A 20,989-nucleotide genomic window follows, 5' to 3' on the forward strand; every position below is an offset into this window, starting at 1 on the left:
ACTTCCCACATCGGTCACGCCCGGCCAGGACACTTCAACAAGATCATGTCGCGGGCTCTGAGCGATTCGGAAAGCATGCTTTGAAATGGCCCAGAGATATTGGTTCGGATTGGCCCAGCTGTCCGGGCCACTCCGTCGTTAGGTTGCAGGCATGCCGAAGACCCGAGTCGACTTCTACTTCGACCCCGCCTGCCCCTTCGCCTGGATCACCTCCCGGTGGATCCTCGAGGTGGAACCGCTGCGCGACCTCGACGTCCGCTTCCACGTCATGAGCCTTTACCTGCACAACGACGGCAACGACCTCCCGGACTGGTACCGCGACCTCGTCGACCGCTCCCTCGGCCTCGTCCGGATCGCCGTCGCCGCCGCGGAACACCACTCCCCCAGCGTGCTGCGCGACCTCTACACCGCGCTCGGCACCCGCATTCACACCAAGGGCAACGACGATTTCGACGCCGTCGCCGCCGAAGCGCTGGCCGAGCTCGGGCTCCCCGCGGCCCTTGCGGACGCGGCCGGCACCACGGCCTACGACGCCGCACTCCAACGTAGCCACGACGCAGGCAAGGACCCGGCGGCGGGTGGCTACGTGGGCACGCCCACCATGCACATCGATGGCACCGCCTTCTTCGGACCGGTCCTCAACAGCATCCCCCGCGGTGATGAAGGGGCGCGCCTCTTCGACGCCGTCCGCACCCTCGCGGCCCACCCGGACTTCCACGAACTCAAGCGGGAGCGGAGCGGGAGCCTGCGCTTCGACTGAGAGCCTCCGGACTTCGCCGAGCGAGAGACTGAACGGGAGCCACACATGGCCGGCACGTCGCAGACCACCCCTCGGGCCCGCGGCTCGGGCTTCAGCCAGCAGAACCCTCCGGACCAACCCCCAGCCCTCGGCGAGGCAGCGATGCGCCAGGCCCGCAACTCCGCCGCCTTCTGGGCCGCAACCGGAAGGTCCCGTGGCCACGAGGTGATCCACCGCCGCGGCTTCCTCGCCGTGCTCGGCGGCGAGCGCGCCGGGACACGAATCCTCCTTCAGGAACCCGACCCCGACGCGAGCGAGCTCGCCGAGTTGACCCAACTGCTTGACCGGTCGACCGGCCCGGTGGTCGCCGAGGATCCTTTCAGCTCGACCGACCTCGGTCACCTGGGCATGCGCAACTGGCAGATGCCGATCATGCTGCGCCGGCCCGGCCCTGTCTCCGCTCCCGCGGCAGAGGTGATCCGGGTCCAGCGGGCGCCGGAACTCCAGGCCGCCGAGCGGATCGTGATCTCAGGCTTCGAGCTGACCGGATTCGTCCCCTACCGTCCCGGCGAGATGTTTCCCACGACGCTGATCGAGCAGCCGGGAGTGGACGTGTACCTCGCCGTCCTCAACGGCGAGGCGGTCGCCGCCTGCGTCACCGTCACCGACGACGGGTTCGGCAGCCACTACTGGGTCGGCACACCGCCCGAACACCGCTCCCGCGGCGCCGGGCGGGCCGTCATGCTCGGCGCGCTCGCCCCGATGGCGAACCTACCGGTGACCCTCACCGCCTCACGGCTCGGACGACCGCTGTACGAGTCGCTCGGCTACACCGCCGTCACCATGTCGACCTGGTGGTCCTCACGATGACAACCGCTGGGTCATCCCTGTTGAACCTTCGCGATGTCCTCCGTCAGCTGCGGCGCAACCTGCCCCGCCACCGCCGCATCCTTTTGGTCGGCAGCATCACGGGCCTCGCGCAGGTCGGCCGTGACGGCAGCCGATGCGGCCGAGTCGTCTCGCAGCCGCTCCCAGGCGAGTTCGAGGCTGGTGACATCGCCGGCGACGGCGCCCTCGTCACGCGCGGCCGCGTCGATCCCCAACTGCCGTGCCCACATGTCGAACCGCTCCAGATCGACCGTCCGTACCGGCTCGTACCGCAGCCGCAGATCGGTCGTGTTCTGCGCGACTCGCAGCGCGGCGCCGTGCGCCTCCGCCTGCTCTCCCGCGCCGACGGCCTCGGCCAGCGTGTCGAGGTCGCGGGTCATCTGCTTGTCCAACAGGTCCGGTACGGCGTCGGAGTCGCGGTACCCCGTCCACGCAGCCTGCACCGCCTTCAGGTCCCCGTCGGTGACCTCACCGTCCTGCGCCGAGTGCGCCGCCTTGTCGAGGACGGCGAGCCGGTCCGGCAGCGGGCCCCGCTTGGCGTCGGGCGGTACGGCGAGGGACACCGCCTCGAGCTCACCGTTCGCGGTGCCGGTGGAGAACTCCCCGTATCCGGGGGCGAAGATCTTGTCCTCGGTCGAGCCGTCCATGTGCAGCTCGCGCACGGTCACCGCGCCGTTGATCTCGCCGTACGGCCCGTCGACGGTCTGGTCGACGGCCTTGACCGTGACCTCCTCGAAGACGACTCCCGGCAAGTTCTCGGGCCGGTAGACATCGCCCTCCCGCGGATCTGCCGGCATGATCATCGCTGCCGGTGCCTTGTCCCGCCCGGCCTGCCAGGTGCCTTCTGTGTCCGCGACCACGCCGTCCTCGTAATTGAAGACGTCCTCGCCGAGGTACCAGACGGAACCGTCGTCGGCCTGGGCGTAGCGGTCGAGGGCGACCTCGTGGATCCGGCCGTCTGAGAAGGCGACGTACTGTTGGGTCAACGCGTTGACCGTCTTGCCGTCGAACGTGATGGTCTCGGTGCCGGGCAGCAGGCTGACCTCGGTGCGGAACGGCGCGTCGTCGACCTGGCCGCCCATGATGACCTGATCGACCTCACGGGTGGGGTGCAGGGGGTTGGTGATCTTCGTCGGGTTGGAGAACGTCGGCTCGATCAGGTCGACGCGGTCGCTCCGGGGGGCGATCGGCAGACACTCCTCGCCCGTCTTGCCGGTGCCCTCGTCGACGACGTGCACGCACTCCTGCGAGTTCGCCTTCTCCGATCCGCCGGCGTTGCCGGAGCATGCGCCGGCCATCAGCACGACAGCACCCGCGACGGCTCCGGGCCACATGATCTTGTGTCGAGCGTTCATGGCGGCCTCCTCGATGCGTACTCGCATGCGAATCCGATGTGCCGAGCGTCCCTCGGAGCTGCTGAACGGAGCCTGAACGCACCTGAACGCCGTGTCAGGGAGGTAGGAAGCACCCGCCGGGCCGGGGAACCCCCGACTCCGTGCCTCACTCCCTCGCCGAGAGCAACACCACCGTGAACCGCGCCCCGTCCAGCCCCTCCGCCGCCTCCACCATGCCCCCGTGTGCCGCCGCCACCTACGGCCGCGTTCGCCAGCCCCAGACCCGCGCCGGCCGCCTCCAGCCATCGAGACTCGTCCAGTCGTACGAAACGGTCGAAGACCAGCTTGCGGTCGGCGGCGGGAATGCAGGGCCCGTCGTCCGCGACCACCAGACGCACCCGCCCGTCGCCCCGGTCGGACAGCGTGAACACCACCCGCGTGCGGGCGTACCCGGCCCCGTTCTCGCCGAGGTCCACCGGCGGAGCCCGGCCCGCAGCAGCGCGCTTCCGCGGAGAAGGGGCAAAGAGGGCGAGTACGCGTGCTCCCCCGCTCTCTCGCGCTCGACCCACATCCGACCCTTCAGGGAGAGCGCGGCTGCCCGGTTTCTTTACGCAGATGGTGAGCGGGGTCGATCGGCCGGGGCCGACACGGCGGCTCCCGGATCGGCAGCGGACAGAGTGCCGAGCAGTGCGTGTGCCTGGGCCGAGGGAGTGTCGGGGTCGGCGTGGTGGACGACGAGCAGGATCCCTCGTCGCCGGCGACGGCCAGCTTCTCTCGACGAAGATGCAGCTCGCCGACCTGCGGGTGCATCAGCCGGGTGATGGCTCCCCCCCCTCGGCGCACGTCGCGGCGGGCCCACAGCTGTCGGAAACGTTCGCTCTTCAGGGACAGCTCGCCGATGAGCTGGGCCAGGCGCGGGTCATCCGCGTCGCTGCCGACCGCGGCTCGAAGCTGCGCGACCACACCCGCCGTGCCCTGTTCCGCACGAGCAGAAGACAAGTCCTCATCGCACGCCCCGGCCCGAAAGAACGGAGCTCTGAAGTGACCACCGCAACCAGGCAGCTGATGCTGCGCCGAGGAACGGCGTTGCGCACCGGAATCCTGCTCCTGCTCGCAGGACCCGTCCTCTCCTGGCTCGCCGAACTCATCACCGCGGCGGCCTGGCAGCATCCGCACTACGCGCCGCTGCACAACTACGTGAGCCATCTCGGTGTCAAAGGCCCGGAGACCGCCTTCGACCAGATCGCGCACTCGCCACTGGCGTGGGTGATGAACACCGGTTGGGTGGTCTACGGACTGATCCTGATCGGGTCAGCGTTCCTGGTCTTCGACTCACGTGCTGCCGGGAGGCGGCCGGTCGTCCTACAGGTACTCGCGGTCCTCGCCGGCATCGGCGTCATGCTGGTGGGGATCTTCCACGTATCACAGGCAAACGTCGACAACGGGCTCATCGCTTTCCACCTGATCGGTGCGCAGCCAGCCTTCGTCTGCGGCAACCTCTTCGCGCTGCTCACCGGAGCCTGGGGGCGCTCGCTCGGCCTCCCGCCCGCGGTCCGCAGGGCCCAGATCGCGCTCGGCGTCACCGGGCTCACGGGATTCGTGCTCTTCATGATCGACGTGCGCGGTGCCATCGCCTGGAACATCGGGTTGTTCGAGCGCATGGCGGTCTACCCCGTGATGACAGGCCATCTGCTGCTCGCCGTCACGCTGCTGCTGCGGACAGCTGCACGCCGTCCGCGAGCCCCCGAGGGCGACGATACGTCCGCGGAGCTCGTCGGGCGTGCCGCTGCGAAAGCCCTGTGAGTCGGCACGGAACCTCCCCGGATCGCCAGCGGGCAGGAACTTGGCAGAAGGTCTCGCGCGCCGGACGGCAGATTCTGGTGGTTCGTGAGAACCCCCTCAGCAGGTCAGCAGGCGCGGGATGCCGTGTGCCGTACCCCGTGGACTGCTTTCGTCCGCGGTGTCCGCTCGACGATGAGTGAGCACTCCGTGGCGGCCGGTGCAGTCGCCCGTAGCCCTGCCCGCGCGCGAACCCCGCGGCGCATGGCCGAGCCGCGCCAGGCCACCCTGCACTGATGGGCGTAGTCGCCCGGCAGGTCACATCCAGACGTCGTCCCCCGGATCGCCGCCCTGCGCGGCTGTCGCGAGCCGCTCCACGTAGTGCGTCCACCCCTCCTCGTGCGCGGCGCACGCCTCCGGGGTGGGCAGGCCGCGATGATGCAGGCGCAGAAGCGTCCCCTCGGGGACGGGTTCGAGGGTGATCTCGACTGTGGTCGAGCCCGGCGCTACGGGCATGCCGCCCTCGGCCCAGCCCCAGGTGAAGACGAGCCGCTTGGGCGGGTCGATCTCGATGAAGCGACCCTCGGCGACGTTCTCGCCGGTGACGTTGGTCCGGTAGGCGCCGCCCGGTTCGAAGACGAATTCGCCGGAACGGCCCATACAGGACAGCCACTTGTCCCGGTCGGTGAAGAAGGAGAACACCGTCTCGGGCCGGGCGGCGATCAGCCGCTCGATCATGACCACGCCTTCGTTCACGAGCTCGCCCCTTCCTGACGCCCGTCCCGATCCTGGCGCCCGTCCCGTTCGGCCGCTTCCGCCAGCTCGGCGAGGGTGTCGAGCTTGGCGGCCCACATGGACTGGAGGTAGTCGGCGAGGGGGCCCATGTTCTCCCGGTCCGCCCGGTAGAAGCGCTTCTTGCCGTCCTGGCGCAGCGTAACCAGGCCGGAGTCCCTGAGCACCTTGAGGTGCTGGGAGACCGCTCCGAAGGTGACGTCGAACCGCTCGGCGATCTCACCCGCGGACAGCTCTGCGTCCCAGACCAGACGCAGGATCTCGCGCCGTCTGGGCTCGGCAACAGCCCGTACCGCATCCATGGAGTTCATTTTAGCCGCCGCTACAGCTTGCACACCCGAGCCGCATCATTTTAGCCTTGACTAAATCGAACATGACCGGAGTGAGGAGCACCGCCATGGCGGACATCGCGATGCAGCTGCACATAGCGGCCGACCCGGACACCGTGTACGCGGCGATCTCCACGACCGACGGCATCCACGGCTGGTTCACCACCACCGCAACCGCGGAGCAGGGCGTGGGCGGGGCGCACGAGCTGCGGTTCCCCGGCGTAGAGGAACCCTGGCGACTGCACATCACCGAGGCCGAGCCCGGCAAGCGACTCGTCCTCACAGGAGAGAACGGCCCCTGGACGGGCACGGTCCAGACGTACGAGATCCTGACCCGCCCCGACGGGGACGTGACCCTGCGCTTCACGCACAGCGGTTTCCCCGGCATCGACGACGCCTACCGAGACTTCACCTACGGCTGGGCGACGAAGTTCACGCAGCTCAAGACGTACACCGAGACGGGCGAACCCGCGCCGTTCTTCACAGGCTGACGCCGCACCCGAAACATGTCCGCCGGCGCAAGCCCATCCGACCGCGAGAGCGGGTCAAGAAGCGATGCGGTCCATGCCACCCATGCCTACGCACACATCACCGACAAGACCTCGCCGGGGTCGCAGGCACCGGCGCACGAGAGAGAGAACCCCATGAACCCCATGACCGCCCCGCACAACACGCTGCACTCCGCTCTGAGCCAGTGCGCCGGCATCGTCACGGCGACGGCTTCCGGCATCTCTGCCGAACAACTCGGCAATCGCACGCCTTGCGAGAAGTTCACCGTCGCCGAATTGCTCGACCACTTGGGCCAGACTCTCTCCTCTTCCGCACGAGCCGCGCGGAAGGAGTCGCAGCCCGGCGAGGGGTCCGTTCCGGGCATGTCGGCGGAGACGGTGGCCCAGTGGGCCGAGAGGGCCGCGGCGGCCTGGTCCGCCCCCGAAGCGTACGAAGGCACCACCCACTTCGGTCCGGGAGAGATGCCGGCCGGCTTCGCCGCCACGATCACCTTGGAAGAACTCGCCCTGCACGGCTGGGATCTGGCCCGCGCCACCGGCCGACCGTTCGACCTCGGCGAGGAGACGGCACAGCTCGTGCTGAACGCGGTCGAGGAGATCGCTGAACAGGCCCGGGCCAATGGCGCCTTCGGCCCGCCCGTGCTCGTACCCGCCGACGCACCGGCCTTCCACAAGGCTCTCGGAGCCAGCGGGAGGAATCCCGCGTGGAGCGGCTGACCGCCGGGAGCCCAGGAGAGGAATTCGCGGCGTGGTCGCCATCCTCGTGACGGTTGCCTCCCCGCTGCGTCCGGAGGGCATTCTCGCCGCCCTGGTCCCCTTGGCCGTGACAGGGGTCCCTGGCCTGGCCGCCGTGGTCGCGGGCCACGAACTCGCCGAGGTCCTCGTCATCGGCAACGGAATCCGCGCCGGCCGCGAGCGCCGCCTGCCCGCCCACGCCCCCTTCGCACCGCCGGCAAGGCCGCGTCCTGGGTCCGCATCCCTGCCCAGCCGGCACCCGTGATTCCGGCGCCGGTTCCGGCAGGGAAGGTCCTCGGTGGTGGGCTTCGCACCCCGCTCGGCGTGCCGGTCCCGCACAGGGCGATCCACCACGCCGCGGAGGCTGACGCCTCGTTCAGGTTCATTCAGCTTCTGTTCAGCGGGCCTGTCGCACCCTGAGGCAGTCAGCTCGGCCGCACCCGGTGGCCGGCGCGCGGCGAGAGGACGCGTCATGAAGCGCAAAGGTAAGTGGATCTTGGGAATCGTGCTTTCGGCCGCCCTCATCGGCGGTGGCACCGGCATCGCTGTAGCCACGACCGCTGGTGACGACGACGAGACGCCCATCTCGGGACCCGCGCTGGAGAAGGCGAGCGCCGCGGCACTCGCGCACACCGGAGAAGGCAAGGTGACAGACACCGAGGTCGGCGACGAGGAGGGCTATTACGAGGTCGAGGTCACGCTCGACAACGGCAAGCAGGCCGACGTACACCTCGACCAGGACTTCAAGGTCCTCGGCAGCAAGGTTGACGGCGGGGACAAGCCGAGCGACAAGGACTGATCCCGGCGCACCGTATCGGACCCATCCGGTGCCGATGCGGCGCCGGCCAGAGCTCCAGTCGATGGCCGCGGCCATGGTGACGATGGGGTTCGGCGGACCCGAATCGGTTCTCGTCCCCCGGCCCTTTGGCGTCAACGCCGTACGGGACAGGGCCGCATTCCCGATACCGGGTGAGCACCGGCGACCGGCTCGGACTCTTCGCACCGGAGCGGACTTCGCCGGGCCGCGTGCGTGGATATGCAAGGTCAGATCGCCGGGAGGCCAAGGGGCCACGGTCCTCCGCCTCCCCTCCTACATGCGCTTGTCCCCGCCCGAGACTCCCGTAGCGTGGACCGTATGCGCGTGCTGATCGTCGAGGACGAGGAGCGGTTCGCGGCCGGGCTCAGGGACGGGCTGGAGGCTGAGGGGTTCGCCGTGGACGTGGCCCTCGACGGCGTGGACGGACTGTGGATGGCGCGTGAGAACGCCTACGACGCGATCGTCCTCGACATCATGCTGCCGCGCCTCAACGGCTACCGGGTCTGCCGGACCCTGCGCGGCGAGGCCAACTGGACGCCGATCCTCATGCTCACCGCCAAGGAAGGCGAGTGGGACGAGATCGAGGGCCTCGACACCGGCGCCGACGACTACCTCACCAAGCCCGTCTCGTATGCGTTGCTGCTCGCCCGGCTGCGGGCGCTGCTGCGGCGTGAGGCCCGCGAGCGTCCGACGGTGCTTGCGGTGGGCGACCTGCGGCTGGATCCGGCGGCGCGCACGGTGACCCGGTCGGGGCGTCAGGTCGAGGTGACGGCAAGGGAATTGGCCGTACTGGAGTTCCTGATGCGGCGGACCGGCGAGGCGGTGAGCAAGCGGACCATCCTCGACCATGTGTGGGGCGACGACTTCGAGGGCGATCCGAACATCGTCGAGGTGTACGTGCGGCGCCTGCGCAACAAGATTGATCGGCCCTTCGGGCGGGACTCGCTGCGGACCGCGCGCGGGCACGGGTATCGGTTGGTGCCCGATGGCGAATGAGCGGCGGCGCCTGCGGACGGTGCGCGTGCGAGCCACGGTGATCGCCGCACTGGCCGTGGGGCTCGCGCTGATCGCCGGAGGCGCCGCCCTGGTGCTCGGGCTGCGGGTCGAGCTGAGCAACGACGTCCGGGACGCCGCGCGGGCCCGCGCCCAGGAGGTCGCCCAGGTCATCGAGGCGGGGCGGGGGGTGCCCCAGGTGAGCGTGGCCGACCCTGCGGAGGAGTTTCTTCAGGTGTTCGACGAGCGGGGGACGGTCGTCGCGGCGAGCTCGAAGATCGAAGGACTGCCCGCGCTGACCCGGCTCCGGCCCGGCGGAAGTACCCAGGTCGACACTCCGCTCGACGAGGACCCGTTCCTGGTGGTGGCGGTCGAGGCGCGGGACGGCGACCGGCGTCTGACCGTCCTGGACGGCCGTACGCCCGCCGGGGTCGCCGAGGCGACCTCCACGGTTACCCGGATGCTGCTCGTCGGCGTGCCCGTGCTGCTGGTCCTGGCGTCCGCCGCGACCTGGGTGGCTGTGGGGCGCACGCTGCGGCGGGTCGCACGGGCCGAGGCGGCGCAACGGCGGTTTGTCTCGGACGCCTCGCACGAATTGCGCTCGCCCGTCGCCACGGTCCGGCAGCACGCCGAGGTGGCCCTCGCCCATCCGGCGCGCGCTGATGCGGGGGTGCTGGCTGGGACGGTCCTGGACGAGGCTGTCCGCATGCCGCGCCTCGTGGACGATCTCCTTCTCCTCGCCCGCGCCGACGAAGACGCGATCCGACCACCACGGCGCCCCATCGACCTGGACGACCTGGTCTTCGAGGAGGCCCGGCGACTGCGGGAACAGCCGGAGGGTCCGAGCGTCGACAGTGGCGGGGTCTCGGCCGGGCGAGTCCTGGGCGATGAGGACGCCCTGCGCCGCGTGGTCCGCAACCTCGGTGAGAACGCCGCCCGCCACGCCCGCTCCCGGGTCGCCCTGGCGCTCGGCGAGGCCGACGGAACCGTACGGCTGGACGTGGACGACGATGGTCCCGGCATACCGGAGAATCAGCGGGCCCGGATCTTCGACCGCTTCGTGCGTCTGGACGAGGCCCGCGCGAGGAGAGAGGGCGGAGCCGGCCTGGGTCTCGCGATCGTGGCTGAGCTGGTGGCGGCGCACGGGGGCACCGTGGCAGTGGGGACGGCGCCGGAACTGGGCGGGGCACGCTTCACGGTGAGGTTGCCGACCAGCCAGTGAGGGGTGCGGGGTATTGACGTTGCGCTGCTTCGCCGCGCGGGCGCGACGAGCCACCACGAAGATCAGAGGGTTCCTGAGGATCCAACTCAGAGCCCAGCGCTGCGACACGGAGCTGACCGGGCCGCGACGATCGCTCATGAACCGCCAACGTGCCGCCGCTGGTGATCCCGCCACTCCTCTCCGGCGCCTGTGTGCCGGTCGACGTGATGCCGGGCTGGATCCGATCGCCGAGTACCAACCGTGCACCCCTGCCGTCGAGACCCTGGGCGGGCTGCTGCTCTGCACCGAGATCGGCCACAACGGCTGGCTCGACGCCGTCTGGTGCCTGGGGCCGGCCGCGCTCGGCTACTGCTGGTCCAAGTCGCCGTTCCATCGCGACCCGCAGTAACGGGAGAAGGTCCAGTCGGCAGCCTGCGAGCCGCCGCCCACAACTCGTCCCACTCCAGGGCGGCGTACGCCGCCCGTCAGGGTGCTCGGCCATCCGCCGTGCCCGAGCCGCGGCCAGTGTTGGCTGGCGAAATCTGCGTTGGCGTGGGCGATGTCCCGGTCGTGCGAGGCAGGGGACGGACTGGCTTCGAGTGCGAAGCTCCGGGCGTCGTCTGCCCCCTACCTCCGGGGGGAGGAGGTAGGGGGACACTGTCTGGATGCCACCGACTGCCACCGTGCGGGTGGCTCCCAACAGATCCGCGGGCTCAGACCGCGCTGGGCGTGAAGGGTTTCGCGAAGGATCCGGTCGGCGACAGGAGACTGCGTGTCAGGCGGGTGGCGGCTGTTCCGTAGGCAACACCGAACACCAGGGAGACCACTAGCGCCAGTACCGGTGAGTCGTCCCGCAGGTAGGGGTAGACGTGAAAGTGCGTCAGGTAGATGTACAGCGAGCTGCCGGCCAGGACGCCCGCCAGCCGGTTGAGCGGGTCGATGCTGGGCAGGGCCGGGACCCACAGCAGCAGCATCAGGCCACCCACGACGATCGACGTCCGCAGCGGCTGTCCCCCGGGGAACAGCCCCGGCACGGCAACCAGCACCACCGCGGCCAGCAGCAGCCGCTGTCCCACCACACGTGCCCGCGCCGCCGCCCAGCCGACCGCGAACAGGAAGAAGACCACGGTGGGGCTCAGGTGATAGCGGACATGGGCAAGACCCCAGGGGTCGTAGCGCCCAACCAGTCCCACGGCGACCAGCGCCAGCGCGAAGCCGAACGGGCTGCGCCGCTCCGCGCGGTCCAGCAACGGGATGGCGAGCAGGACCGCCAGCCCGGTCAGGAAGTAGACCAACGCCTCGACGAACCAGTACCGCCACTCCGGGTCGGAGCTGTCCTGTTCGAAGAGGCTGTTGGCCAGCACGACGTTGGCCAGGTCGTACTCGCGGGTGAGCAGGAGCGCGAAGGCGATCCACACCATGCTCGGTACCGCGATGCGCGCGATGCTCCGCCCTGTCCTGCGCAGGCGCTCCCGGCGCTCGTGTGCGGAGAGGTGGAAGCGGGCGAAGTTGAACCCGGCGACACCGAGCAGTACGTGGGCGCCGCCCTGGACGAGGACGACGGGGATGTGCGAGCTCACGATCAGGACGATACCGATGGCACGCAGGGCGATTCCGGTCTCCAAGGTGCGCCGCATCCCGCTCCGGGGGCGCGTGCTCGCACTCGTGCTTCGCGCCGGGCTCTGGGCGCGCAGCCTCCGGATCGGTGTGGCGTGCCAGTCGGCAGGCAGCGCGCCCAGCGCCTGCTCCAGCCGCAGCGACATCTCGACGTAGGAGAGTGAGTCGCCACCCAGGCTCACGAAGCTGCTGTCCTCGGTGACGTCACTCCGGTCGAGGATCAGTGCATAGAGGACGCAGAGGTCGTCGCTGCCGGGGCCGGGCGGCGGCACCGGCTCGCGCGCGAGCCGGCGTACGGCCTCGTAGTCGGGCTTGCCCGAGGCGAGCCGCGGGAGCTCGGACACCGCCCGCACGCGTATCGCGCGGGGTGGAAGGCCGCAGCTGTCCGCCACCAGACGCCGGGTCGCTGCCGCATCGAAGCCCTCCGCGCGGGCTGTGACGACGGTCAGCACGTCGTCATCACCCGTGCAGAAGGCGGATATTGCGTGTTCCTCAAGGATCGCCTCGACGCGCTTCGGGTCGATCCGCAGACCAAGGATCTTGGTGAACGTGCTGCGGCGCCCCACGATCTCGTACAGGCCGTCAGGGGCGCGCCGGGCGATGTCCCCGGTGTGCAGCTCCTCCACGGTACGGCCAAGGGCGAGGTCTGCTGGGCACTGGGCGTACCCGAGCATGACGTTGGGGCCCGAGTAGAGCAGTTCGCCCGTGTCCGGCTCCCCGACGCCGTCCGCCGTCCGCAGCCGGAAGGAGCCGCCGGGGATCGGCACTCCGACCGCCTGCGGGCGCTCGGCCGCGAGCGCCGGGGGCAGATACGCCATCCGAGCCGTCGCTTCGGTCTGCCCGTACATGACGAAGAGCTCCCAGCCGGACCGGCGGCCCAACTCGGCGTACTGGGCGACCCGTTCGGGCGCCAGACGGCCTCCGGCCTGAGTGACGCAACGCAGGTGCGGCAGGTCCAGTCTCTGGAAGCCGACCCGGTCGAGCAGGTCGAAGGTGTAGGGCACCCCGGCGAGCGACGTGGCGCGGGCGGCGCGGAACTCCTCCCAGAAGACGGCGTCGGACACCGACCGTTCGGTGAGGATCAGTGCGGCGCCGCTCAGCAGGTGGCTGTGGATGACGGACAGGCCGTAGCAGTAGTGCATGGGCAGGGTGGTGGCCGCGCGGTCGGCGTCGGAGATACCCAGGTAGGTGGCGATGGACTCGGCGTTGGCCTGGAGGTTTTCGTGCGAAAGCCGAACCAGTTTGGGTGAACCGGTCGATCCGGAGGTGCTCAGCAACAGCGCGAGGTCCGGGTGGAGAGTGTGGGAGCTCCCGCGCCGTCGTTCGTCGAGCGCCCAGGTGCCGTGGTCGTCCGGCCGCGCGACCACGTCCGGGTCGTACGTGGCGGTCAGGGCGTCGATGGTGTCGGCGCTGTCGCCGGGGACGAGCAGGACGGGGTGGCCGCAGGCGAGGGCGGCGAGGTGGACGACCAGGGCGTCGGCGCGGTTGGCCCCGGCCAGCAGGACCAGGCGGCGTGCGGGGCCGAGGCGTTCAGCGGTGGCGGCCACCCGTTCGGCAAGCGTGCGGTAGCTCACCTCGCCGGATGGCGTGATCAATGCGGTGCGGTCGCCGTACGACGCGAGGTCACGCGCGAAGGGCACTACTCGCCGCTGTAGGGGCGGCTGGGGCAACGGAATTGCGTGGAGGGGCGGTATCGGCCCTGTCAGCGGGGCCGGGAGAGGGCTGGACAAGTCTGGCACGGGCGCGCGACCTTTCTGCGGCAGCGTCCGCAAATAGCACAGGTCCCTTGACTCTTAGGTAAGCTTTACCTTATTCATAGCATGTTCACAGTTGGCTGGAAAGCATCGCTTCGCCGCTCGCTGACCGACGACGCGACCTGCGGCGTATCGGCGAGCCACGCAGGAAGGCACACCACATGCGACGCCCCTCGGCTCGCCGGATCACCGCGCTCCTCGCGGCCGGCCTGCTCCTCCCTGTCCTCGCCGCCTGCGGCTCCGACAACAAGGGCGCCTCCGCGGAGGGCGGCGACTCCGCCCTCGTCATCTACTCCGGGCGCAACGAGAAGCTGGTCAAGCCGATCCTCGACAAACTGGAGAAGGCCGTCGGCGCCAAGGTCGAGGTGCGCTATGGCGACAGCGCCGAACTGGCCGCACAGATCCTGGAGGAGGGCGAACGCACCAAGGCAGGGCTGTTCCTCTCCCAGGACGCGGGCGCGCTCGGCGCCCTGTCCAAGGAGGGCATGCTGGCGAAGCTGCCCCAAGCCAGCCTCGACGAGGTGGACCCGGTCTACCGCGGTGGTGCGGGAGACTGGGTGGGCCTGTCCGGGCGGGTCCGCGTCATCGCCTACACCCCGGACAAGGTCGCCGAGGACAAGGTCCCGGACAGCGTCCACGACGTGGTGAAGCCCGAGTGGAAGGGCAAGGTCGGCTTCGCGCCCACCAACGCCTCCTTCCAGGCCTTCGTCACCGGCATGCGCGTCCTGGAGGGCGACGACGCCACCCGCGAGTGGCTCAAAGGCCTGAAGGCCAACGGCAAGACATACGCCAACAACCTCGCCACCCTCGACGCCGTGGAGGCCGGCGAGGTCTCCCTCGGCCTGGTCAACCACTACTACTGGTACGAGCGCGTCGCCGAGAAGGGCGAGGACAAGGTCAACGCCAAGCTGCACTTCCTGCCCGGCAGGGACCCCGGCGCGCTGATCAACGTCGCCGGCGTCGGCATCCTCAAGGACAGCGGCCAGGCCGAGACCGCCCAGAAGGCCGTCGACTACCTTCTGTCCAATGAGGCGCAGACCTACTTCGCCGACACGACGAAGGAGTACCCGCTGGCCGCGGGCGTCACCAGCAAGGTCGAGGGCTTGCCGCCGTTCGACTCCCTGCAGTCCCCCGACATCGACCTCGGCAAGCTGGAGTCCCTGCAGGAGACGCTGGCCATGCTGCAGGACGTCGGGCTGGTCTGAGGAGCGTGAGCCCGACGCAAACCGTGAGTCCGACGTGACCACAACGCAATCCGCGGCGGACCCGGCCGGGGCGACCCCTCCTGCCGGGCGTCGCTGCGTCTCCACGCCGCGCAAGGCGCCCACCAGCCGCAGACCTCCGCTGGTCCTGCTCGTCCCCGCCTGCGTCGCCGCCCTGTTCGCCCTGCTACCGCTGGGTTACCTCGCCGTCCGTGCCTTCGAGCGCGGACCTGCATACGCCTGGGACGTCGTCGCCGACGAGCGCACCCTCCAACTCCTGGTCCGCAGCCTCGGCTTGACGGCAATCGTCGTGGCGGCCTGCCTCGTGCTCGGCGTCGGTCTGGCCTGGCTGACCGTGCGCACCGCCCTGCCCGGCGCGCGCGCCTGGTCGGTGCTGGCCACGCTGCCGCTCGCCGTGCCCAGCTACGTAGCCGCCTTCGCCTGGCTGGCCGCCGTACCGGAAACCGCCGGATTCACCGGAGCCGCGCTCGCCCTGACCCTGGTCAGCTTCCCCTACGTCCAGCTGCCGGTCGCGGCCGCGCTGCGCGGCATCGACCCAGCACAAGAAGAGGCCGCGCGCTCCCTCGGACACGGGCCCCTGCGCACCTTCCTGTGGGTCACGCTGCCGCAGCTGCGCCCGTCCGCCGCGGGCGGGGCACTGCTTGTCGCCCTGTACGTGCTCTCCGACTTCGGCGCGGTCTCGCTCATGCGATACGACACCTTCACCCGGGCCATCCACACCTCCTACCGCGCCTCCTTCGACCGCACCCCGGCCGCCGCACTCAGCGTCGTCCTGGTGGTGATGACGGTGACCCTGGTCGCGGCCGAGTCCCGCACCCGGGGACGCGCGGGCCATGCCAGGACCGGCGGCGGCGCCGCCCGCCCCATCGTCCCGGTACCGCTCGGGCGCTGGCGGATCCCCGCCCTCGCCTGGTGCGCCACGGTGGTCGCCGCCGCCGTGGCCTTCCCGCTCGGCACCCTCGGCTACTGGCTGGCCGTCGGCAGCTCGGCGACGTGGGACCTCGGCGCCCTCAGCCAAGCCGCCTGGGCCACCCTCGGCGTCGCCGCCGCGGGAGCCGCACTGACCACCGTGCTGGCGCTGCCGGTCGGGGTGATCGCCGCACGACACCGGGGACGTGGCGCACGCCTGCTGGAACAGGCCGCCTACGCCGGTCACGCACTGCCCGGCATCACCGTCGCGCTCTCCCTCGTCTTCTTCGCCGTCCGTTACGCCTACCCGCTGTACCAGCAACTCCCGCTGCTGGTCGGCGCCTACGCCGTCCTCTTCCTGCCGGTCGCGGTCGCCGCCGCGCGGGCCGCCGTCCTCCAGGCGCCGCCCGTCCTGGAGGACGTGGCCCGTTCCCTGGGCCGCTCGCCCATACGGGTGCTGCGGGAGGTGACCGTCCCCCTGGCCGCACCGGGTGTCGCGGCCGGCGCCGCCCTCACCTTCGTGGTCTGCATGAAGGAACTGCCCGCCACACTGCTGCTGCGCCCCACCGGCATGGACACCCTCGCCACCCGGTTGTGGACCGAGACCGGAGCCGGCTCCTTCGCAGCCGCCGCGCCCTACGCCGCAGCCCTCATCCTTCTCGCCGCCGTCCCCTCCTACCTCCTGGGCAGGCACCGCACATGACCGACCCTCACAACGAGCTCCGCATCGAGCAGGTGGCCAAGTCCTACGGCCCCGGGGCCCCGGTTCTCCAAGGGCTGGACCTCACCGTGCCGGGCGGCGCACTGGCCGCCGTGCTCGGACCCTCCGGCTGCGGCAAGACCACCCTTCTCCGTATCGTCGCCGGATTCCTGCGCGCCGACACGGGCACGGTCACTCTCGGTGGACGCACCCTCGCCGGCGCCGGCGTCCATCTACCGCCGGAACGGCGCCACATCGGCATCGTGCCGCAGGAAGGCGCCCTCTTCCCACACCTGAGCGTGGCCCGCAACGTCGCCTTCGGCCTGAGGGGGCTCGACCGTGGCAAGCGCCGTCGCAGGACAGAGGAGATGCTCGACCTCGTCGGGCTCGCCGGATACGGCGACCGAATGCCGCACGAACTGTCCGGAGGACAGCAACAACGCATCGCCCTGGCCCGGGCGCTCGCCCCACGCCCCGCGCTCGTCCTGCTCGACGAACCCTTCAACGCTCTCGACAGCGCGCTGCGTGCGGGGGTCCGCGCCGATGTCCGCACGGCCCTGCGGCTCAGCGGGGCCACCGCCGTACTCGTCACCCACGACCAGCAGGAAGCTCTGTCCAGCGCCGACCTCGTGGCTGTCGTGCGGAACGGCCGCGTGGCCCAGTGCGACACCCCGCAGGAGCTCTACCGGCGCCCGGCCGACCCATGGGTCGCCGGCTTCGTCGGCGACGCCGTCCTCCTGCCGGCGACCGCGGACGACGGCACGGTGGACACGCCCCTGGGCTCCGTTGCACTCGTCCAGGGCACGACCGCAGCAACCGGCACCGTGCTCCTGCGCCCAGAGCAACTCGAACTCACCGAGCCCGCGTCCGGCCCAGCCACCGGCACTGTGACCGACATCCGCTTCTACGGCCACGACGCCATGGTCACCGTTACCGTCGACGGCCTACACGATCCGGTAGACATCCGCGCGGCCGGCCCCCTCGCCGTACAGCCCGGAGACCGCACCGGGATCCGGGTCACGGGAGAAGCGGTCCTGCACAGCGACGACCTTCCAATCTCCTGACAGCTGCGCTTCTCGCTGGACACCCACGCTTCTGCTGAGGTGCCGGATGGGCCGGTGCGAGAATCAGCTCGAGGCAGGGCCCCACGCGCGCTGCGCATCGCAGTGAACGCCTTCCGCCGCGTACCGCCATTCCACTGGGTCGGCACGATGATCATGCTCCAGCGACCCTCGACGCCGCCACCAAGAACTACGCCAGACCCTTGGTTCATGGCATTCACGGTCGTGCGGGTAGGAAAGGTTGGTGTCGCTTACGCCGACGGAGCCCCCACCCTTCCTGGCGCGTGCGGCTCTCCCTGGTTCTCACTATCCCTGCGACGTCGAGCTGGGATGCGACGCGCAACGTGCGGCCCGGCACGATCGCCGTCAGCACGCCTCCAGCCGACAGCACCGGCAACCCCCTGCCCATGGATTGGCAACAATGGAGCGCTGAGAAGCCCACCGAGACGGCCTACCGGTACGCGGTCGGCGCAGACCGCTGCAAACCTCCAGAACCTCGCCGGCGCCAGTGGCGCGGCTGAGTCCGTCAGACGGCTGGGTGTGCGCTGGCGGCGCGGGCGCCCGGTCTCCGGGCGAATGATGCTCAGAGAATGACGATGCAGATCACGATGGCGACCCAGGTCGCGAGGAAGATTCCGGTCTGCTTGCCCGTCATGGCGTCCGTCGGCTGCCCCGAGCGTGCGAGAGCCAGCTGGCGGCCGAGGTACGACCGCTGGCATCACGGGGTGGAGACTGCCGTCGACGTCACACTGCTCGGACGCTACTACGAGCGATTCGCCGACCATGCCGTCTCCATCGCCCGCCGCGTGGTCTTCCTGGTCACGGGCGAGGACACGGCCGAAGGAGCCCACGAACCCTCCGCGGCCGATTGATTCCGTATCCGGCGCAAGCCGTTCGCCTGAGCAGATCATCGATGTGCTGCAGAAGACCCTCCAGCGTGCAGCGGATTCAGCAGTCGCAGCTCCTCTGGTCGCCGCTCGGGTGCCTGGCAGTAGGGTTGTGATCGACCCTGATGGTGGGCCGAAAGAGCATCTCCCTGAACTGGCGCTCTCCTGGCGAGAGGTGCAGATGATCCTTGGACGTCTGGTCACGCCGACAAAGCGACCGACACGGCGGCCGCGACGATCGTGACGGCAGCCAGTGCCACCATCACCGTCCTCGCTGCCATCACCGATCAGCCTCGGTCGGACACTTGCTCAGCCGTTACTGTCCCATCCACGATGCGAGCCAAGGTTCTTCCTCTCCTGCCCGCGCCTGACGCGCCGCGAAGTCCACCGCCCACACTTGCCCACACCACGCTGCGGGTGTCCACTTCTGGCCGGTTGGTCGCACACCGACGCACGGCGATCGCACGATTCCCGAAGACCCTCATGCCCGCTCAACGACTCAACTGAGGTTGCGCAGTCGACACGTCACCCGTTTGCCGCATTGCTCATACACTGCGAGGGCCCGGCTGACGGTGTGGAGCCAGGCCCCGGTTCGCCGGGAAGGCTCATGCATCATCACATTGGGCCGGCTGGTCTGCGGGCGCGCGGACGTACCTCTCTCCTGGTCCACCTCCGGCTGGCGGACACCAGCCGGTGGCGGGAGTTGTCCACTGGAACGCGGCAGCGTCTTGGGGGAAATCGCGGAGCACTCCACGGCTCACGTCGCGGTTACCAACAGGCATAGGAGCGGTCTCATGTTTCACTGCGGCCTACGTGGCTTTTCACCTTCGGCAGGACGCAGGTGCCCGAGCACCAGAACGTGGCGAAAGTAGACCTCACGTCAGCCGGGGGCCCGACCGAGCCGCGCACGAAGCAGGCGCTGGACTCCTCCACCTGCTTGTCGAACTTCCTCTACGCCATGCCGTTCAATGCCCTCACTGCCCGGAAGCCTGGGGCGCACCACTCCTGCGAGGAGCGGATATTCACCGGTGGGTGCGCCCGCTCCCCCTCGCCCTGGCATCCATCGCGCTCCTCGTCCTCGTCGTCATGCCGGGCGTCCTAAGGCGCTGGGAGACCTCGTGCACGAAAGCCCTGCGCACAATCGCCGCCCACTGACATTCACGTGACAGCAAGAGCCGGGAAACCCGCATGTGACGGGCGTCACATATCGAGGTTCGAACCTTCGCGCCCGGCCCGCATCCAGTCCGCGTCGACCACGTTCGAACCGGCTCAACAAGGAAGGCTCAATGGGTTATTTGCACGGATTCATCCCCTGGATCGTCGCCGGCTTTGTGTCGGGCTTCGTGGACTGGCGCTGGGGTGCGGTCAGCGGTTTCGCCTCGGGGGTGCTCCTTCTGATCCAGGACCGCCGTCGTGGGGTGGACCTTGGTGCGTTGATCCTGGAGATCAGCACCATCGTGTACTTCGCCGTGGTCGGTGTCATCGCCCTCACGTGGCCGCACTCGTCCCTGTCGCAGCACACCGACGTGGTCTCCTTCGCATGGCTGGCCGCCACGGCCTGGGGGACGTTGGCGATCCGGCGCCCCTTCACGCTGGGCATCGCCAAGCGCCAGACACCGCGCGAGTTCTGGGACATGCCGGAATTCATCCGTGTCAACGACCACATCACCGGCGCGTGGGGCACTGGCTTCACGTTCATCGGCGTCAGCCTGGCCGTCGCGGGTGCGGTGGACGCCCCCGTGTGGGTGGGCATCGCCGCGCATGTCCTCGGCCTCGTCGGCCCGGCCGTCTTCACGAAGGTGTATCCCGCGCGCGCCCAGGCACGTCTGCAGGCCTCTCAGGCGCCGGTCACGGTCGTACCCCAGCAGTCCGACCAAGGAGTGAGCACACATGAGCACTGAGGCGAGGAATGTAGTCCTGGTCCACGGCGGGTTCGTCGATGGTTCGGGCTGGAAGGGGGTCTACGACCGGCTGACCGCTGACGACTACACCGTCACAGTGGTCCAGAACCCCACCCACTCACTCGACGGTGACGTCGCCGCCACCGAGTTGATCCTCGATGCCCAGGACGGCCCGACCGTACTCGTCGGCCATTCCTACGGCGACGCGGTGATCTCCGAGGCGGGCAACCACGACAAGGTGAGCGCGCTCGTGTACATCGCGGCGTTCGCGCCGACAAGGGCGAGTCCGTCAACACCCTTATCGCCGACCCGCCCCCCGGCGCGCCCGTACCGCCGATCCTGCCGCCCCGCGACGGCTTCCTCTTCCTCGACCGGGAGAAGTTCGCCGCGTCCTTCGCCGCCGACCTGCCCGCCGACGAGGCGCGGTTCCTGGCCGACTCCCAAGTGCCCTCGGGTGCCGACGCGTTGGGAGGCACCGTCAGCCGGCCCGCCTGGCGCGCCAAGCCGAGCTTCTACCTCGTCGCCGCCGATGACCGTATGATCCCGCCCCCGGCGCAGCGCGCCATGGCCGAGCGGGCCGCCGCGACGGCCACCGAGACCGGCGGCAGCCATGCCCTCTACGTGTCCAAGCCCGGTGTGAGGTCGCCGCGCTCATCCAGCGGGCCGCCGCGGGATTGGACGCATGACGGATCGTCGCCGACGACGGTCGGTGCCCCGAGTGCCCGAACGGGCGCCTGACCGGCAAGGGCCGCACTGTTTCGGCACGGCACGTCCGGGCTCCTCGCCACCCCTGCGGGTCCCGTGAACGCTGTGGGACCCGC

General features: G+C 69.9%; 19 protein-coding genes and 3 pseudogenes. 16 read left to right on the forward strand and 6 right to left on the reverse strand.

The genetic code is table 11. The features are described 5' to 3' along the window. Positions 1-151 precede the first annotated feature (151 nt). Together ACFPQ9_RS38695 and ACFPQ9_RS38700 are read left to right on the forward strand one after the other, a co-directional pair. Positions 152-760, forward strand: coding sequence for a mycothiol-dependent nitroreductase Rv2466c family protein (locus ACFPQ9_RS38695; protein ID WP_380863857.1), 609 nt, complete (start codon positions 152-154; stop codon positions 758-760). A gap of 45 nt (positions 761-805) precedes the next feature. Beyond that, positions 806-1,609, forward strand: a complete 804-nt coding sequence (locus tag ACFPQ9_RS38700) for a GNAT family N-acetyltransferase (protein WP_380863860.1) — start codon at positions 806-808, stop codon at positions 1,607-1,609. An 11-nt stretch (positions 1,610-1,620) separates the two neighbouring features. Here ACFPQ9_RS38700 and ACFPQ9_RS38705 read toward each other — a convergent pair whose 3' ends face one another. The 3 genes from ACFPQ9_RS38705 to ACFPQ9_RS38715 are packed head-to-tail and all read right to left on the reverse strand — an operon-like array spanning position 1,621 to position 4,131. Then, complete coding sequence (locus ACFPQ9_RS38705; protein WP_380863863.1) at positions 1,621-2,982, reverse strand: hypothetical protein; 1,362 nt, start codon at positions 2,980-2,982, stop codon at positions 1,621-1,623. After that, on the reverse strand, positions 2,979-3,530 hold the full coding sequence (locus tag ACFPQ9_RS38710; protein ID WP_380863866.1) for an ATP-binding protein: 552 nt from the start codon (positions 3,528-3,530) through the stop codon (positions 2,979-2,981). The genes ACFPQ9_RS38705 and ACFPQ9_RS38710 overlap by 4 nt, the downstream gene beginning before the upstream one ends. Before the next feature lie 10 nt (positions 3,531-3,540). Beyond that, on the reverse strand, positions 3,541-4,131 hold the full coding sequence (locus tag ACFPQ9_RS38715) for an MmyB family transcriptional regulator (RefSeq protein WP_380863868.1): 591 nt from the start codon (positions 4,129-4,131) through the stop codon (positions 3,541-3,543). Between ACFPQ9_RS38715 and ACFPQ9_RS38720 the strand changes: the two genes are divergently transcribed. Further along, positions 4,027-4,764 (forward strand): DUF998 domain-containing protein, encoded by a 738-nt coding sequence (locus ACFPQ9_RS38720; RefSeq protein ID WP_380863870.1) that lies wholly within the window; start codon positions 4,027-4,029, stop codon positions 4,762-4,764. The two genes, ACFPQ9_RS38715 and ACFPQ9_RS38720, sit on opposite strands and share 105 nt — an antisense overlap. Positions 4,765-5,058: 294 nt before the next feature. Here ACFPQ9_RS38720 and ACFPQ9_RS38725 read toward each other — a convergent pair whose 3' ends face one another. Together ACFPQ9_RS38725 and ACFPQ9_RS38730 are read right to left on the reverse strand one after the other, a co-directional pair. After that, positions 5,059-5,496, reverse strand: coding sequence for an SRPBCC family protein (locus ACFPQ9_RS38725; RefSeq protein WP_380863873.1), 438 nt, complete (start codon positions 5,494-5,496; stop codon positions 5,059-5,061). Continuing rightward, positions 5,493-5,834 (reverse strand): ArsR/SmtB family transcription factor, encoded by a 342-nt coding sequence (locus tag ACFPQ9_RS38730; RefSeq protein WP_380863876.1) that lies wholly within the window; start codon positions 5,832-5,834, stop codon positions 5,493-5,495. Before ACFPQ9_RS38730 ends, ACFPQ9_RS38725 begins: the two co-directional genes overlap by 4 nt. 95 nt (positions 5,835-5,929) lie before the next feature. On the opposite strand from ACFPQ9_RS38730, the gene ACFPQ9_RS38735 reads away from it, so the two are divergent. The 7 genes and pseudogenes from ACFPQ9_RS38735 to ACFPQ9_RS38765 form a co-directional block, all read left to right on the forward strand. Then, on the forward strand, positions 5,930-6,352 hold the full coding sequence (locus tag ACFPQ9_RS38735; RefSeq protein ID WP_380863879.1) for an SRPBCC family protein: 423 nt from the start codon (positions 5,930-5,932) through the stop codon (positions 6,350-6,352). 15 nt (positions 6,353-6,367) lie between these two features. Further along, positions 6,368-7,087, forward strand: coding sequence for a TIGR03086 family metal-binding protein (locus ACFPQ9_RS38740; RefSeq protein WP_380863882.1), 720 nt, complete (start codon positions 6,368-6,370; stop codon positions 7,085-7,087). Between the two features lie 31 nt (positions 7,088-7,118). Next, entirely contained in the window at positions 7,119-7,370 is a 252-nt protein-coding gene (locus tag ACFPQ9_RS38745; protein WP_380863885.1) for a hypothetical protein, read from the forward strand. A gap of 207 nt (positions 7,371-7,577) precedes the next feature. Beyond that, positions 7,578-7,904 carry a PepSY domain-containing protein gene (locus tag ACFPQ9_RS38750; RefSeq protein ID WP_380863887.1) on the forward strand — a complete coding sequence of 109 codons (327 nt, stop codon included), beginning with the start codon at positions 7,578-7,580 and terminating at the stop codon, positions 7,902-7,904. Positions 7,905-8,240: 336 nt separating this feature from the next. Beyond that, complete coding sequence (locus ACFPQ9_RS38755; protein ID WP_380863890.1) at positions 8,241-8,918, forward strand: response regulator transcription factor; 678 nt, start codon at positions 8,241-8,243, stop codon at positions 8,916-8,918. A 25-nt stretch (positions 8,919-8,943) separates the two neighbouring features. Beyond that, on the forward strand, positions 8,944-10,137 hold the full coding sequence (locus ACFPQ9_RS38760) for a sensor histidine kinase (protein WP_380863893.1): 1,194 nt from the start codon (positions 8,944-8,946) through the stop codon (positions 10,135-10,137). 155 nt (positions 10,138-10,292) lie between these two features. Next, positions 10,293-10,525, forward strand: a pseudogene (locus tag ACFPQ9_RS38765) (ABC transporter permease); the annotation flags it as partial. 304 nt (positions 10,526-10,829) lie between these two features. Here ACFPQ9_RS38765 and ACFPQ9_RS38770 read toward each other — a convergent pair. Then, positions 10,830-13,373 carry an AMP-binding protein gene (locus ACFPQ9_RS38770; RefSeq protein ID WP_380863896.1) on the reverse strand — a complete coding sequence of 848 codons (2,544 nt, stop codon included), beginning with the start codon at positions 13,371-13,373 and terminating at the stop codon, positions 10,830-10,832. Between the two features lie 275 nt (positions 13,374-13,648). Here ACFPQ9_RS38770 and ACFPQ9_RS38775 point away from each other — a divergent pair, with 275 nt between their 5' ends. The 6 genes and pseudogenes from ACFPQ9_RS38775 to ACFPQ9_RS38800 all read left to right on the forward strand — a co-directional run bounded on the left by ACFPQ9_RS38775 (position 13,649) and on the right by ACFPQ9_RS38800 (position 20,854). After that, positions 13,649-14,692 carry an iron ABC transporter substrate-binding protein gene (locus ACFPQ9_RS38775; RefSeq protein WP_380863899.1) on the forward strand — a complete coding sequence of 348 codons (1,044 nt, stop codon included), beginning with the start codon at positions 13,649-13,651 and terminating at the stop codon, positions 14,690-14,692. A 34-nt stretch (positions 14,693-14,726) separates the two neighbouring features. Further along, positions 14,727-16,322 (forward strand): ABC transporter permease, encoded by a 1,596-nt coding sequence (locus tag ACFPQ9_RS38780; protein ID WP_380863902.1) that lies wholly within the window; start codon positions 14,727-14,729, stop codon positions 16,320-16,322. Further along, positions 16,319-17,383 (forward strand): ABC transporter ATP-binding protein, encoded by a 1,065-nt coding sequence (locus ACFPQ9_RS38785; protein WP_380863905.1) that lies wholly within the window; start codon positions 16,319-16,321, stop codon positions 17,381-17,383. Before ACFPQ9_RS38780 ends, ACFPQ9_RS38785 begins: the two co-directional genes overlap by 4 nt. Before the next feature lie 704 nt (positions 17,384-18,087). After that, positions 18,088-18,252 (forward strand): annotated as a pseudogene (locus ACFPQ9_RS38790) (PhoU domain-containing protein); the annotation flags it as partial. Between the two features lie 1,301 nt (positions 18,253-19,553). Continuing rightward, positions 19,554-20,168, forward strand: a complete 615-nt coding sequence (locus ACFPQ9_RS38795; RefSeq protein WP_380863907.1) for a hypothetical protein — start codon at positions 19,554-19,556, stop codon at positions 20,166-20,168. After that, positions 20,158-20,854 (forward strand): annotated as a pseudogene (locus tag ACFPQ9_RS38800) (alpha/beta hydrolase). The gene ACFPQ9_RS38795 and the pseudogene ACFPQ9_RS38800 overlap by 11 nt, the downstream one beginning before the upstream one ends. Positions 20,855-20,989 lie beyond the last annotated feature (135 nt).

It is taken from the genome of Streptomyces coerulescens (assembly GCF_042657965.1).
GTDB lineage: Bacteria > Actinomycetota > Actinomycetes > Streptomycetales > Streptomycetaceae > Streptomyces > Streptomyces coerulescens.

Coding starts and splice junctions, on each gene's coding strand:
- ACFPQ9_RS38735 (WP_380863879.1), top strand. CDS start 5,930: ATGGCGGACATCGCGATGCAGCTGCACATAGCGGCCGACCCGGACACC.
- ACFPQ9_RS38740 (WP_380863882.1), top strand. CDS start 6,368: ATGTCCGCCGGCGCAAGCCCATCCGACCGCGAGAGCGGGTCAAGAAGC.
- ACFPQ9_RS38785 (WP_380863905.1), top strand. CDS start 16,319: ATGACCGACCCTCACAACGAGCTCCGCATCGAGCAGGTGGCCAAGTCC.
- ACFPQ9_RS38775 (WP_380863899.1), top strand. CDS start 13,649: ATGCGACGCCCCTCGGCTCGCCGGATCACCGCGCTCCTCGCGGCCGGC.
- ACFPQ9_RS38715 (WP_380863868.1), bottom strand. CDS start 4,131: ATGCTGCCAGGCCGCCGCGGTGATGAGTTCGGCGAGCCAGGAGAGGAC.
- ACFPQ9_RS38755 (WP_380863890.1), top strand. CDS start 8,241: ATGCGCGTGCTGATCGTCGAGGACGAGGAGCGGTTCGCGGCCGGGCTC.
- ACFPQ9_RS38695 (WP_380863857.1), top strand. CDS start 152: ATGCCGAAGACCCGAGTCGACTTCTACTTCGACCCCGCCTGCCCCTTC.
- ACFPQ9_RS38795 (WP_380863907.1), top strand. CDS start 19,554: ATGGGTTATTTGCACGGATTCATCCCCTGGATCGTCGCCGGCTTTGTG.
- ACFPQ9_RS38720 (WP_380863870.1), top strand. CDS start 4,027: ATGCTGCGCCGAGGAACGGCGTTGCGCACCGGAATCCTGCTCCTGCTC.
- ACFPQ9_RS38750 (WP_380863887.1), top strand. CDS start 7,578: ATGAAGCGCAAAGGTAAGTGGATCTTGGGAATCGTGCTTTCGGCCGCC.
- ACFPQ9_RS38705 (WP_380863863.1), bottom strand. CDS start 2,982: ATGAACGCTCGACACAAGATCATGTGGCCCGGAGCCGTCGCGGGTGCT.
- ACFPQ9_RS38700 (WP_380863860.1), top strand. CDS start 806: ATGGCCGGCACGTCGCAGACCACCCCTCGGGCCCGCGGCTCGGGCTTC.
- ACFPQ9_RS38730 (WP_380863876.1), bottom strand. CDS start 5,834: ATGGATGCGGTACGGGCTGTTGCCGAGCCCAGACGGCGCGAGATCCTG.